Here is a 12,927-nt window from a genome sequence, read left to right on the forward strand (position 1 = left end):
GCGCTCGCTCAAGCCTTCTTATGGGAGGCGGTGTCGGCCTCGGACATTTCTCGCACCAGGAAATCGGCCTCTTCGGGCTCCTTGTGGGCCAGCACGTCGGGGCCTCGGCCGCTCAGAAACGCCGCGCGCTTGACGATCTCGGAGCAACCCTGCAACAGCAGGATGGCAAAACCCAGCGGAATCAGCAGGTACACCGGCCAGCGGATGAGGCCACCGGCGTTGGACGACATCTCGCCCGACGCCCAGGCGCGCGCGAACACTGGCCACCCTTCATACATCATGAGCAGGCACAGCGGCGCGAGGAAGATGACGATGCCGAGGATGTCCACCCAGTTGCGTTGGCGCGCGCTGAACTTGGAGGACAGGAAGTCGATGCGCACGTGCGCGTTGCGCAGGAAGGCGTAGCCGCCGCCCAGCAGGAACACCGCGGCGAACAGGTACCACTGCACCTCCAGCCAGGCGTTGGAGCTGGTGCCGAACACCTTGCGGACGATGGCGTTGACCGCGCTGATGAGCGTGGCCGCGAGAACGAACCACATCATCAGCCGGCCGATGCGGTCGTTGATGGCGTCGATGAATCGAGAGATCGAAAGTAAGGCTTGCATGTGAACCCCATGGGTATGGGCGTGGGCCGCGCGGCGGTGGCCGCTTGGCCGGGGGCCCCGCGGGCGTGTCACCCGCGGGACAGGGGCCACGAAGGCCCGAGAAAAAAACCCCGCCGTGGCGGGGTGCCGGCCCGGGGGCCGGCGAGGCTCAGAGCTTAGCCGATTGCATGTAGCGGTCGAACTGGGCCTCGGTGAAGCGGAACCACAGGTTCTGGTCCCGGCGGAAGTTCGAATAGTCGGCGTAGATCTTCTTCCAGTGGGGGTTGGAGGCGTTGAGCTCCTCGTACAGGCCCATGGACTCCTTGAAGGCCAGGTCCATGATCGGCTTGGGGAAGGCCAGCACCTTCGCGCCGCCGGCCACCAGGCGCTTGAGGGCCGCGGGGTTGCGCGCGTCGTAGCGGGCCTGCATCACCGTGTGGGCGTGCGAGGCGGCGTTCTCGACCATGGCCTTGTGCTCGGCCGACAGGCCGTTGTAGGCGGCCTTGTTGACGTAGAACTCGAGCTGCGCGCCACCCTCCCACCAGCCCGGGTAGTAGTAGTTCTTGGCGACCTTCTGAAAGCCCAGCTTCTCGTCGTCGTACGGGCCCACCCATTCGGTGGCGTCGATGGTGCCCTTCTCCAGCGCCTGGTAGATCTCGCCGCCGGGGATGTTCTGCGGCACACCGCCCATGCGCGTGAGCACCTGGCCGGCGAAGCCGCCGATGCGCATCTTCAGGCCCTTGATGTCGGCCGCGGTCTTGATTTCCTTGCGGTACCAGCCGCCCATCTGCGCGCCGGTGTTGCCGCCGGGGAAATCGACGATGTTGTATTGGTCGTAGAACTCACGGAACAGCTTGAGGCCGTTGCCGTCGTACATCCAGGCCGTGAGCTGTCGGCTGTTCAGGCCGAAAGGAATGGCGGTGGCCATGGCGAAGGTCGGGTCCTTGCCGAAGAAGTAGTAGGGCGCCGTGTGGCCCATCTCCACCGTGCCGGCCTGCACCGCGTCGACGACGCCGAGCGCCGGCACCAGTTCGCCCGGCGCGTGCACGCTGACCTCGAACTTGCCGCCCGACATCGCCTTGATGCTGGTGGCGAAGACGTCGGCGGCGCCGTGGATGGTGTCCAGCGCCTTGGGGAAGCTGGATGTCAGGCGCCAGCGGATGGTGGCCTGGGCGTGCACCGCAGGCGCGATGCCGGCGGCGAGCACGCCGGCGACTCCGGCATGCCGGATGAGAGAACGACGGTCCATGTGTTTCAACTCCGTGGTGGTTATGTCGGCCCGCCACTGCGTGCGGGCGCCCCAGAGGGCCACGGAATTCTAGAAATCGACCCCGCGCTCACCTCGGGGGTTTTCCCTCGAAGCGAGGGCTTGCCCGGGGGAAGCGTTCAGCCTGGCGTCAGGCTGAGCGCGGCCGGGAATCAGGCTACGACCTTCAGGCCCGACGCACCGTCCAGGAGCGCGCCGAAGCGCTCGCGCACGCTGCGCTCGATGCCGGCGGCGTCCAGGCCCTGCAGGGACAGCAGCTTGGCCGGGTCGCCGTGCTCGATGAAGCTGTCGGGCAGGCCCAGCGCCAGCACCGGCAGCGCCAGGCCCTCGGCCTGCAGCGCCTCCATCACGGCGCTGCCGGCGCCGCCCATGACGCAGCCCTCTTCCACCGTGACGATGGCCTCGTGCGTGCGCGCGATCTCGCGCAGCAGGTCGGTGTCGAGTGGCTTGGCCCAGCGCATGTTCGCCACCGTGGCACCCAGCCGCTCGGCCGCGCCAAGCGCCGGGTAGAGCAGCGTGCCGAAGGCCAGGATGGCCACGCGGCGGCCCTTGCGGCGCAGCTCGCCCTTGCCGAAGGGCAGGCCGTCCAGGCCCTCGGGCTGGGCCGCCCCCACGCCCGCGCCGCGCGGGTAGCGCACGGCCACTGGATGGTCCTGCGCGAAAGCGGTGGACAGCAGCTGGCGGCACTCGGCCTCGTCGGCCGGGCAGGCCACCGACACCTGGGGAATGCAGCGCAGGTAGGCGATGTCGTAGGCGCCCGCGTGCGTGGCGCCGTCGGCGCCCACCAGGCCCGCGCGGTCCAGCGCGAAGACGACCGGCAGGTTCTGCAGCGCCACGTCGTGGATGAGCTGGTCGTAGGCGCGCTGCAGGAAGGTGGAGTAGATGGCCACCACCGGCTTGAGGCCCTCGCAGGCCAGGCCGGCCGCGAAGGTCACGGCGTGCTGCTCGGCGATGCCGACGTCGAAGTAGCGGTCGGGGAAGCGGCGCTGGAACTCGACCATGCCCGAGCCCTCGCGCATGGCCGGCGTGATGCCGACCAGGCGCGAATCGGCCGCGGCCATGTCGCACAGCCACTGGCCGAAGACCTGCGTGAAGGTGGCCTTGGGCGGCGTGGCGGGCTTGGTCAGGCCCACGGCCGGATCGAACTTGCCGGGGCCGTGGTAAGCCACCGGGTCGGCCTCGGCGAGCTTGTAGCCCTGGCCCTTCTTGGTGACCACGTGCAGGAATTGCGGGCCCTCGTGGGCGTCCATGAGCTGGCGGATGTTCTCCAGCGTGGGGATCAGCGAGTCGAGGTCGTGGCCGTCGATGGGGCCGATGTAGTTGAAGCCGAACTTCTCGAACAGCGTGGCCGGCACCACCATGCCCTTGGCCTGCTGCTCGAAGCGCTTGGCCAGCTCGAACAGCGGCGGCGCGCCCTTGAGCACCTGCTTGCCCACGTGCTTGGCGGCGGCGTAGAACTGCCCGCTCATGAGCTGCGCGAGGTAGCGGTTGAGCGCGCCCACGGGTGGCGAGATCGACATGTCGTTGTCGTTGAGCACGACCAGCAGCTTGCCGTCGGCCACGCCGGCGTTGTTCAGGGCCTCGAAGGCCATGCCGGCGGTCATGGCGCCGTCGCCGATGATGGCCACGGCGCGGCGGTCCTCGCCCTTGGCCTTGGCCGCGAGGGCCATGCCCAGCGCGGCCGAGATGCTGGTGGACGAGTGGGCGGTGCCGAAGGTGTCGTACTCGCTCTCGTCGCGGCGCGGGAAGCCGCTGATGCCGCCGAGCTGGCGCAGCGTGTCCATGCGGTCGCGCCGGCCGGTGAGGATCTTGTGCGGGTAGGTCTGGTGGCCGACGTCCCACACCAGCCGGTCCTCGGGTGTGTTGAAGACGTAGTGCAGCGCGATGGTGAGTTCGACCGTGCCGAGGTTGGAGCTCAGGTGCCCGCCGGTGCGCGCCACGCTGTTCAGCAGGAACTGCCGCAGCTCGTCCGCCAGCGGCTTGAGCTGCAGGCGCGTGAGCTGGCGCAGCTGCGCCGGCGATGAGATGGTGTCGAGCAAGGCGGTGATCGGTGCGTTCATGGAGCGTCGTCGTTCACGGACGGTTCTCGGGCCTCAGCTGGCGCGGTGGGCCACCCAGTCGGCCAGGGCATGCAGCGTGCCAGGCCGCTCGAGGCCGCTGCGGTCCAGCGCGGCGTGGGCGCGCGCCAGCACATTGTCGGCATAGGTCTGGGCCGGTCCCAGCCCCATGAGCGACACGAAGGTGGGCTTGTCGGCCGCGGCGTCCTTGCCCGCGGTCTTGCCCAGTGTGGCCGAATCGGCGGTGACGTCGAGGATGTCGTCGACCACCTGGAAGGCCAGGCCGACGCAGGCGCCGTAGTCGGCGAGCGCGGCCAGGGTGTCTCGCGCCACGGCGCCGGTGGCCGCGCCCATGGTGACGCTGGCCTGCAGCAAGGCGCCGGTCTTGCGCCGGTGCATGGCCTCCAGCTGGCGCTGGTCCAGCGCGATGCCCACGCTGGCCAGGTCCACCGCCTGGCCGCCGGCCATGCCGTCGGCCCCGGCGGCCAGGGCCAGCAGGCGGCACAGGCGCGCGCTCATGGCGTCGCCCAGGCTGCCATCGCCGGGCACCAGCAGCTCGAAGGCCAGGGCCTGCAGGGCGTCGCCCGCGAGCAGGGCCTGGGCCTCGCCGAACTGGACGTGCACCGTGGGCTTGCCCCGGCGCAGCACGTCGTTGTCCATGCAGGGCATGTCGTCGTGCACCAGGGAGTAGGCGTGAATGAGTTCCACCGCGCAGGCGGCGCGCATCGCGGCGTCGGCCTGGCCGCCCACGGCCTCGCAGGTGGCCAGCACCAACAGCGGGCGCAGGCGCTTGCCGCCGTCGAGCACGGCATAGCGCATGGCCTCGCCCAGGCCAGCGGGGGCGTCCAGGGGCACCCAGCCCGACAGCGCCTGCTCCACCGCGGCCTGCTGCGCACCGCGCCACTGCACGAAGGTCTGGTCCAGCACCGCGCTCGTCATTCGGCCTCCCAGGGCTTGCTCTGCCCGGCCTCGAACACCTGGATCTGCTGCTCCACCGCCTGCAGGCGGTCGCGACAGAAGGCCAGCAGCTCGGCGCCGCGCTGGTAGCGCGAGAGCAGTTGGTCAAGGGGCAGCTGGCCGGCGTCGAGCTGGGCAACGAGCTGTTCCAGCTCCTGCAGCGCGGCCTCATAGCTGGGCGCCACGGGCGGTGTCTCGGCGGGGGCCTTGCGGGCGGGCGGTGGCGTCATGGGCCTCGTGGGAAAGAAACCCCTGGGGGGCATTCGAGACAAAGCGGTCATTTTAGCGAGGGGGCATTTCCGCCGCCCCACGCCCGATGTACCCCAGGGGTACAATCGCGCTCTTTTTTTCCGAAACGACGGGCCCTGCGGGCCCGGAGGGACGCACCCACACCCATCCCGCGCGAATTCGTCTGACGAGCACAGCGCTTCCCTGCCCCTTCATAGGGGGAGTCTTTAGGTCAGGACAAGCATGTCTGATTTGAGTCTTCAACTGCAGCAGGCCAAAAGCCAATTCCCGGTGTCGAGCTACTTCGACCAGGCGCTGTTCCAGCGCGAGCTGGAGACGATCTTTCAGCGCGGGCCCCGCTACGTGGGGCACGCTCTTTCCGTTCCGAACATCGGCGACTACCACGCCCTGCCGCAAGAAGGCGGGGGCCGCGCGCTGGTGCGCACGCCCTCGGGCGTCGAACTGATCTCCAACGTCTGCCGCCACCGCCAGGCCATCATGCTCAAGGGCCGCGGGAACCTGCAGGGGCACCAGCCCGGCCACGCGGGCGGCAACATCGTCTGCCCCCTGCACCGCTGGACCTACAGCGGCACCCACACGCCCGCCGGCGCCGGCCCCGCCGGCCAGCTGCTGGGCGCGCCCCACTTCGCGCACGACCCCTGCCTGAACCTCAACAACTACCGGCTGCGCGAGTGGAACGGCCTGCTGTTCGAGGACAACGGCCGCGACATCGAGGCCGACCTGGCCGGCATGGGCCCGCGCGAGACGCTGAGCTTCGAAGGCATGGTGCTCGACCACGTCGAACTGCACGAATGCAACTACAACTGGAAGACCTTCATCGAGGTCTACCTCGAGGACTACCACGTGGGGCCCTTCCACCCGGGCCTGGGCAACTTCGTCACCTGCGAAGACCTGCGCTGGGAGTTCCGGCCCGAGTACTCGGTGCAGACGGTGGGCGCGCAGAACCTGCTGGGCCAGGCCGGCAGCCCCACCTACCAGCGCTGGCACGACGTGCTGATGAACTACCGCCAGGGCCAGCTGCCCGAGCACGGCGCGATCTGGCTCACCTACTACCCGCACATCATGGTGGAGTGGTACCCGCATGTGCTGACCGTCTCCACGCTGCACCCGATCAGCGTGGACAAGACGCTCAACATGGTGGAGTTCTACTACCCCGAGGAAATCGCCGCCTTCGAGCGCGAGTTCGTCGAGGCGCAGCGCGCGGCCTACATGGAGACCTGCATCGAGGACGACGAGATCGCCGAGCGCATGGACGCGGGCCGCAAGGCCCTGCTGGCGCGCGGCGACAACGAGGTCGGCCCCTACCAGAGCCCCATGGAAGACGGCATGCAGCACTTCCACGAGTGGTACCGCGAGAAGATGGGAGCGGCCTTCCAGGGCTGATGGCGCACCACACATGACAGCCAATGCGAGTGGGTTTCGCCGTCGGGTCGCCCCCAGGCGAAACGCGCCTCCCCGGGGGTTAGCGACCCGCGCAGCGACGGAGCGTGGGGGTTAGGTCATGCAGGCACTCTGGATGCTGCTCGCGTCCCTCTTCTTCGCGAGCATGGGCGTGTGCATCAAGTTCGCCGCCGCGCACTTCAACAGCTTCGAGACCGTGTTCTACCGCGGCCTCGTGGGCATGGCCTTCCTGTGGGGCCTGTCGCGCTGGCAGGGTGTGTCGCTGGCCACCCGGGTACCCATGATGCACGCCTGGCGCAGCCTGGTCGGCACGATCTCGCTCACCGCCTGGTTCTACGCCATCGCCCTGCTGCCGCTGGCCACGGCCATGACGCTCAACTACATGAGCAGCGTGTGGATCGCCACCTTCCTGCTGGGCGGCGCGGTGCTCACGCAGGCGCGCGGCTCGCCGGTTCGCGAGCAGGCGCCGCTGTTCTTCACGGTGATCGCGGGCTTCGTGGGCGTGGGCCTCATGCTGCGGCCCAGCTTCCACCAAGACCAGGCCTTCGCCGGCCTGGTGGGCCTGCTGTCGGGCGTGTTCGCTGCCCTGGCCTACCTGCAGGTGGCCGCGCTGTCCAAGGTGGGCGAGCCGGAGAGCCGCACGGTCTTCTACTTCTCGCTCGGCTCGGCGCTGGCGGGGCTCCTCGGCATGCTGTTCGTCGGCGCCAGCCCCTGGCGCTGGCCCGGTGCGCTGTGGCTGCTGCCCATCGGCCTGCTCGCGGTGTTCGGCCAGCTGTGCCTGACGCGCGCCTACGCGCAAGGCGCCACCATGGTGGTCGCCAACCTGCAGTACTCGGGCATCGTGTTCGCGGCGCTGTTCGGCATCACCGTGTTCGGCGACCGCCTGCCGCTGATCGGCTGGGTCGGCATGGCGCTGATCGTCGTCAGCGGCATCGCGGCCACCGTGCTGCGCTCGCGCACCGTACCGCCCGTGCCTGCGGAAGAACCCTAGCCCCGGGCCACGGGAAACGCATGCGATCTGCATCACAATGTGCGCATGCTTAACTTGTTGATTCAGGTCCGCGAGCTGCGGGCCCTGCTCGACGCGGGCGCCCCCGTGCTGGTGATGGACTGCAGCTTCGACCTGATGAACCCGGCCGCGGGCCGCGCGCAGTTCGAAGCCGAGCACCTGCCCGGCGCGATCTACGTGGACCTGGACCACGACCTCAGCGACAAGGGCCGCCCCGCCAGCGAAGGCCGCCACCCCCTGCCCAGCCGCGAGCGCTTCGCGGCCCGGCTGGCCGAGCTGGGCCTGAACCCCGGCGTGCAAGTGGTGGCCATGGACCGCCAGGGCCTCAACTACTGCGGCCGGCTGTGGTGGATGCTGCGCTGGTGCGGCCACGAGGCCGTGGCCGTGCTCGACGGCGGCCTGGCCGCCTGGAAAGCCGCCGGCGGCGCGCTGGACAGCGGCCCGGCGCAGGCCCGCCCGGCGGGCGGCTTCCGCCTGGGGCCTTCGCTGGCGCCCACGGTGGACACGGCGGGCCTGCAAGCCCGCCTGGGCCGGGCCGACACCACCGTCATCGACGCGCGCGCGGGTGCGCGCTTTCGCGGCGAGGTCGAGCCGCTGGACCCGGTGGCGGGCCACGTCCCGGGTGCGCTCAACCGCCCCTTCGGCGAAAACCTGCAGGCCGACGGCCGCCTCAAGCCCGCCGACCAGCTGCGCCGCGAATTCGACGCACTGCTGGGCGGCCGCGACCCCGCCGGCGTGGTGCACCAATGCGGCAGCGGCGTGAGCGCCGTGCCCAACCTGCTGGCCATGGCCGTCGCCGGCCTGGGCACCACCACCCTGTACCCGGGCAGCTGGAGCGCCTGGTGCAACACCGAGGGAACGCCACGTGCGAGAGGCTGATGCAAGGGCCTGACTCGGTCGGCGTATCGGCGCGGGCCGAGACGCCTGACGCGGCGGACCTGCGCAAGACCCTGCTGTGGGTCTGTATGGTGGTCGGCATCGCGGCCCTGGGCATCGCCGCCGTGGACCTGCTGCTGTCGCCACCCGAGCAGAGCGAGGCCACCATCGCCGGCGCCCTGTCGGCCATCGCCTGGGCCTGCTGGCTGGCGCTGCGCACGCGCCGGCTCTCGCCGGAACCGGTGGCCGCGCTGGTCATCCTGGGCGTACTGGCCACCGCCACCTTCTCGGTGATCGCCTATGGCTCGGTGCGCACGGCGGTCAACTTCCTGTTCGTGGCCGCGGTGGTCGGGGCGGGCATCTTTCTCGGACGGCGCGCGCTGCTGGCCTCGGTGGTGGTCACCGCCGCGCTGCTGGGCCTGCTGGGTTGGATCGAAGCCCAGGGCGGCTTCGCGCACACACCCAACTTCTCGATGAACCTGCGCGTGTGGCTCACGCAGGCCACCACCCTGGTTGTCGTGGGACTGGTCGTCATGCACGGCCGCGCCGTCAGCCTCCGTGCACTGCAGCGCCTGCGACACGAGCTCGAGCGGCGCCACCAGACCGAGCAGGAGCGCGACCGCAGCCTGGAACGCTTCACGCGCATCTTCCGCTCCAGCCCGAGCCCCATGATCGCGCAGTCCGCGCGCACGGGCGCCATCCTCGACGTCAACCCCGCCTTCGAGCGCTGCTACGGCCACCGGCGCGGCCAGGTGCTGGGCCGACAGGACACCTTCCTCTGGGCCGACCCCATGGAGCGCGAGCGCTACATGGAGCGCCTGATCGCCGAGCGCCACATCGCCCAGCACCGCGCCCGCGGCCGCCGCGCCGACGGCAGCGAGTTCGACGCCATGGTCTCCAGCGAGATGGGCAACGACGAAGAGGACCGGCTCATCATCACCACGGTGAGCGACATGACCGGCCGCGAAGAACTCATCCGCCGCCTGCAGCGCTCCGAGGCGCTGTTCTCCAAGGCCTTCCACTTCGCGCCGCTCAATCTCACCATCACGCGCCTGTCCGACGGCCGCTTCCTGGAAGTGAACCGCGCCAAGGACAAGGCGCAGGGCCTCGAACCCGAGGAGCTGCTGGGACGCACCTCGGTGGAGGTCGGCGCCTGGCTCACGCCAGAGGACCGCGAGCGCTTCATCGAGCGCCTGCGCCGCGACGGCCACGTGGACGGCTACGACACGCAGATGCGGCACAAGGACGGCACGCTGGTCGACTCGCGTGTCTGGGCCGAGATCGTCGACATCGACGGCGAGCCCTGCATCCTGTCCTCCAGCGTCAACGTCAGCGAGGAAAAGCGCCGCGAGGCCCTGCTGCTCGAGGTGGCCAAGGGCGTGGCAGCCGAAACCGGCGAGGCCTTCTTCGCCGCGCTGGCGGAGACCCTGAGCAACGCCATCGGCGCCAACCTCGTGGCCCTGGCCGAAACCACCGACGACGGTGAACTGCAGACCCTGGGCGTGTGGCGCGACGGCCGCGCCGCGCGCAACTTCCGCTTCAACGTGGTCGGCACGCCCTGCGCCGACACCCTGCGCCAGACCGGCCTGATGACCTGCACCGCCCAGCTGGCCGAGAACTACCCCAACGCGCCGCAGCTGCGCGCCCAGGGCTTCCAGGCCTACCTGGGCCAGGCGCTGCGCGACGCCGACGGCCAGGCCACGGGCATGCTCATCGCCATGTGGCGCGCGCCGGTGACGGTGAAGGCCGACGTCCAGGCCCTCATCTCCATCTTCGCCAGCCGCGCCAACGCCGAGCTGCTGCGCCTGCGCCGCGAGCGCGAGATCGTGAGCCTGAACGAAACGCTGGAGCAGCGCGTGCGCGAGCGCACGGCCGAGCTGCAGAAGCTCAACGCCGAACTCGACGCCTTCGCCTACTCCGTCTCGCACGACCTCAAGTCGCCGCTGCGCGCCATCGACGGCTTCACGCGCCTCATGCAGGAGCAACTCGATGGCAAACTCGACGAGGACACGCAGCAGCTGTTCGACCGCGTGCTGCAGTCCTCTCAGCGCATGGGCGCCATCATCAACGACCTGCTGGCGCTGGCGCGCGTGAGCCAGGGTGTGCTGCAGCGCAGCCCCATCGACCTCAGCGAACTCGCGCGCAGCGTGCTCGACCACGAACTGGCACGCGCGCCGCAGCGCCGCGTGCGCGCCGAGCTGGCGCAAGGCCTGGAGGCCGACTGCGACCCGCGCCTGGCCCGCATCGTGCTGGAAAACCTCATCGGCAACGCGCTGAAATACACGCGCGACCGCGAGGAGGCCCACATCGAGTTCGGCCTGGACGGTATTGCCGAGGACGGCACGCCCAGCTTCTTCGTGCGCGACAACGGCGTGGGCTTCGACATGAAGTACGTCGACCAGCTCTTCAAACCCTTCCAGCGCCTGCACCGGCCCAGCGAGTTCGAGGGCACCGGCATCGGCCTGGCCACGGTGCGCCGCATCATCGAGCGGCACGACGGCCGGCTCTCGGCCGAAGGCGCCGTCGGCCAGGGCGCCACCTTCCGCTTCGGTTTTGGCAACCCGCCGCGCTGGAGCGAGAGCGAGTCGCAGAAGCTGTGATCGGGCGCCCGGCCCGGCGCGATCAGTGCCCGCCGTGCGCCAGGCCGCTCACCAGCGTGACCATGCCGATGCCCACCGCCAGCCAGGCGATCTGCGCCGCCGTCTCGCGCAGGCTCAGCCGCTTCTGCAGCTGCGGGATCAGGTCGGCCAGGGCCACGTAGACGAAGCTGCTGGAGGCCGCCACCAGGAAGTACGGCAGCCAGTCGTCCAGCGAGGCCAGCAGCGCGTAGCCCACCAGACCGCCCAGGGCCGTGACCGTGCCCGCCATCGACACCTTGAGCAGGGCCGCGCGCGGCGAGCGCGAGGTCTGGCGCAACACCACCAGATCGCCCATGTGGTGCGGCACCTCATGCGCGAGCACCGCCAGTGCCGCCACCACGCCCAGCCGCAGGTCGGCCACGAAGGCCGAGGCGATCAGGATGCCGTCGCCGAAGGCGTGCACGCTGTCGCCCAGCAGCACGGCCCAGCCGCCGGTGCGCCGCTCCTCGTGGTGGTGGTGCCCGTGGTGGTGCTGATGGTGGTGGGCGTGCCCGTCCCCGGCCTCCTGGCCGTGTTCATGGCCATGCTCGTGGCCGTGGTGCCAGAGCTCGGCCTTGTCGAGCAGGAAGAAGAACACCAGGCCACCCAGCAGCAGCGCGAACAGCTCGTGCGCGCCGGCCGCGCTCTCGAAGGCCTCGGGCAGCAGGTGCATGAAGGCCGTGGCCAGCAGGGCGCCGGCCGCCAGGCTGAGCATGTGCTGCGTGAAGCGCGCCAGCATGGCGTAGCCCAACAGCGCCGCGATCCACACGCTGCCGACACCGGCCGCGACGGTGCCGACAAGAATGGCCAACAAGGTCATATCAGTATTCAGTTACTCGGTAGAACAAGACCTGCGGAGCACGGGCGGTCGAACCGAGTGACACCGCGGAACCGGCTGTGCCGGGCCGCCGGTGTCGCCCCCTTGAGGGGGTCGCGCAAAGCGCGGCGGGGGGTCTCGTTTCAGGCCACGCCGTGCTGCTTGAACCAGGCCAGGGCACGCTTCCAGCCGTCCTCGGCCGGCTCCTTGCGGAAGCTCGGCCGGTAGTCGGCGTGGAAGGCGTGCGGTGCGTCCGGGTACACCACGAAGCTCGACGCCTTGGCCGCCGCGCTGCCGCCCGCCAAGGCCGATTTCATCTTATCAACCGTGTCAAGCGGGATGCCGGTGTCGGCCGCGCCGTAGAGCCCCAGCACCGGGCCGTGCAGCTGGCCGGCCACGTCCACCGGGTTCTTCGGGGTGAGCGCATTCTGCTGCCCCACCAGGCGCCCGTACCAGGCCACGCCCGCCTTCACCGCCGGGTTGTGCGCGCTGTACAGCCAGACCTGGCGCCCACCCCAGCAAAAGCCGGTGATGCCCAGCTTGCTGGCGTCGCCGCCGTTGGCGGCCGCCCACTTCACGGTGGCGTCCAGGTCGCCCATCACCTGGGCGTCGGGCACCTGGCTGATGACCTCCGCGATGAGCTTGGCCATCTCGCCGTAGCCCTGGGCATCGCCCTGGCGCACGAACAGCTCGGGCGCGATGGCCAGGTAGCCCGCCCTGGCGAAGCGGCGCGCGGTGTCGGCGATGTACTCGTGCACGCCAAAGATCTCGGACAACACCAGCACCACGGGCAAGCCGGTCTTGCCGGCCGGCGCGGCGCGGTAGGCCGGCATCTTGAAGCCGGCCACGTCGATCATCACCTCGCCCACGGTCAGGCCGTCGGACGGGGTGCGAATCGCCGTCTGGGCCATCAGCGGCGCGGCGGCGGCGGCATAGCCCGCGCCCAGAGCGGCCTTGAGGGCGGTGCGGCGGGTGGCCCCGGCTTGATCGGCACTGCCGCCCAACAGGGCTTCGGCGTCGCGGGTCATGTCTTGTTCGAGCATGGGTTGTCTCCTGACGGGTGGTGGAAAGTCAAGCTGACTCGGCCCAGGG

The 12,927-nt window shown here is 70.1% G+C and carries 11 protein-coding genes; 4 read left to right on the top strand and 7 right to left on the bottom strand.

The features are described from left to right. Window positions 1-8: 8 nt before the first annotated feature. From DY262_RS05875 to xseB, 5 genes are all read right to left on the bottom strand, one after another. Window positions 9-605, bottom strand: a complete 597-nt coding sequence (locus tag DY262_RS05875) for a TRAP transporter small permease subunit (protein ID WP_116958038.1) — start codon at window positions 603-605, stop codon at window positions 9-11. 148 nt (window positions 606-753) lie between these two features. Continuing rightward, window positions 754-1,833 carry a TRAP transporter substrate-binding protein gene (locus DY262_RS05880; RefSeq protein ID WP_116958039.1) on the bottom strand — a complete coding sequence of 360 codons (1,080 nt, stop codon included), beginning with the start codon at window positions 1,831-1,833 and terminating at the stop codon, window positions 754-756. 170 nt (window positions 1,834-2,003) lie between these two features. Further along, entirely contained in the window at window positions 2,004-3,911 is a 1,908-nt protein-coding gene (gene dxs, locus DY262_RS05885) for a 1-deoxy-D-xylulose-5-phosphate synthase (RefSeq protein WP_116958040.1), read from the bottom strand. A gap of 33 nt (window positions 3,912-3,944) precedes the next feature. Continuing rightward, entirely contained in the window at window positions 3,945-4,847 is a 903-nt protein-coding gene (locus DY262_RS05890; RefSeq protein WP_116958041.1) for a polyprenyl synthetase family protein, read from the bottom strand. Continuing rightward, the gene (gene xseB / locus DY262_RS05895; protein WP_070398796.1) at window positions 4,844-5,095 is read right to left on the bottom strand and encodes an exodeoxyribonuclease VII small subunit; all 252 of its coding nucleotides are present in this window, start codon (window positions 5,093-5,095) and stop codon (window positions 4,844-4,846) included. Before xseB ends, DY262_RS05890 begins: the two co-directional genes overlap by 4 nt. 241 nt (window positions 5,096-5,336) lie before the next feature. On the opposite strand from xseB, the gene DY262_RS05900 reads away from it, so the two are divergent. The 4 genes from DY262_RS05900 to DY262_RS05915 all read left to right on the top strand — a co-directional run bounded on the left by DY262_RS05900 (window position 5,337) and on the right by DY262_RS05915 (window position 11,000). Beyond that, window positions 5,337-6,497: an aromatic ring-hydroxylating oxygenase subunit alpha gene (locus tag DY262_RS05900; protein ID WP_116958042.1), complete on the top strand. Its 1,161-nt coding sequence runs from the start codon at window positions 5,337-5,339 to the stop codon at window positions 6,495-6,497. A gap of 118 nt (window positions 6,498-6,615) precedes the next feature. Beyond that, entirely contained in the window at window positions 6,616-7,506 is an 891-nt protein-coding gene (locus DY262_RS05905; protein WP_116958043.1) for a DMT family transporter, read from the top strand. Window positions 7,507-7,551: 45 nt separating this feature from the next. Then, the gene (locus tag DY262_RS05910) at window positions 7,552-8,403 is read left to right on the top strand and encodes a sulfurtransferase (protein WP_116958044.1); all 852 of its coding nucleotides are present in this window, start codon (window positions 7,552-7,554) and stop codon (window positions 8,401-8,403) included. Beyond that, complete coding sequence (locus tag DY262_RS05915; RefSeq protein ID WP_116958045.1) at window positions 8,403-11,000, top strand: PAS domain S-box protein; 2,598 nt, start codon at window positions 8,403-8,405, stop codon at window positions 10,998-11,000. The genes DY262_RS05910 and DY262_RS05915 overlap by 1 nt, the downstream gene beginning before the upstream one ends. A 22-nt stretch (window positions 11,001-11,022) precedes the next feature. Here the strand turns inward: DY262_RS05915 and DY262_RS05920 are convergent, their stop codons facing one another. Together DY262_RS05920 and DY262_RS05925 are read right to left on the bottom strand one after the other, a co-directional pair. After that, entirely contained in the window at window positions 11,023-11,838 is an 816-nt protein-coding gene (locus tag DY262_RS05920; RefSeq protein WP_116958046.1) for a ZIP family metal transporter, read from the bottom strand. 140 nt (window positions 11,839-11,978) lie between these two features. Further along, window positions 11,979-12,878: a dienelactone hydrolase family protein gene (locus DY262_RS05925; protein ID WP_116958047.1), complete on the bottom strand. Its 900-nt coding sequence runs from the start codon at window positions 12,876-12,878 to the stop codon at window positions 11,979-11,981. Window positions 12,879-12,927: the final 49 nt, after the last annotated feature.

Origin of the sequence: Hydrogenophaga borbori, from assembly GCF_003417535.1 — a bacterium.
GTDB classification, from domain to species: Bacteria; Pseudomonadota; Gammaproteobacteria; order Burkholderiales; family Burkholderiaceae_C; genus Hydrogenophaga; species Hydrogenophaga borbori.

Excerpts from the sequence above, each read along its gene's own strand:
- DY262_RS05875 (WP_116958038.1), bottom strand. The coding sequence starts at position 605 with ATGCAAGCCTTACTTTCGATCTCTCGATTCATCGACGCCATCAACGAC.
- DY262_RS05880 (WP_116958039.1), bottom strand. The coding sequence starts at position 1,833 with ATGGACCGTCGTTCTCTCATCCGGCATGCCGGAGTCGCCGGCGTGCTC.
- dxs (WP_116958040.1), bottom strand. The coding sequence starts at position 3,911 with ATGAACGCACCGATCACCGCCTTGCTCGACACCATCTCATCGCCGGCG.
- DY262_RS05890 (WP_116958041.1), bottom strand. The coding sequence starts at position 4,847 with ATGACGAGCGCGGTGCTGGACCAGACCTTCGTGCAGTGGCGCGGTGCG.
- xseB (WP_070398796.1), bottom strand. The coding sequence starts at position 5,095 with ATGACGCCACCGCCCGCCCGCAAGGCCCCCGCCGAGACACCGCCCGTG.
- DY262_RS05900 (WP_116958042.1), top strand. The coding sequence starts at position 5,337 with ATGTCTGATTTGAGTCTTCAACTGCAGCAGGCCAAAAGCCAATTCCCG.
- DY262_RS05905 (WP_116958043.1), top strand. The coding sequence starts at position 6,616 with ATGCAGGCACTCTGGATGCTGCTCGCGTCCCTCTTCTTCGCGAGCATG.
- DY262_RS05910 (WP_116958044.1), top strand. The coding sequence starts at position 7,552 with ATGCTTAACTTGTTGATTCAGGTCCGCGAGCTGCGGGCCCTGCTCGAC.
- DY262_RS05915 (WP_116958045.1), top strand. The coding sequence starts at position 8,403 with ATGCAAGGGCCTGACTCGGTCGGCGTATCGGCGCGGGCCGAGACGCCT.
- DY262_RS05920 (WP_116958046.1), bottom strand. The coding sequence starts at position 11,838 with ATGACCTTGTTGGCCATTCTTGTCGGCACCGTCGCGGCCGGTGTCGGC.
- DY262_RS05925 (WP_116958047.1), bottom strand. The coding sequence starts at position 12,878 with ATGCTCGAACAAGACATGACCCGCGACGCCGAAGCCCTGTTGGGCGGC.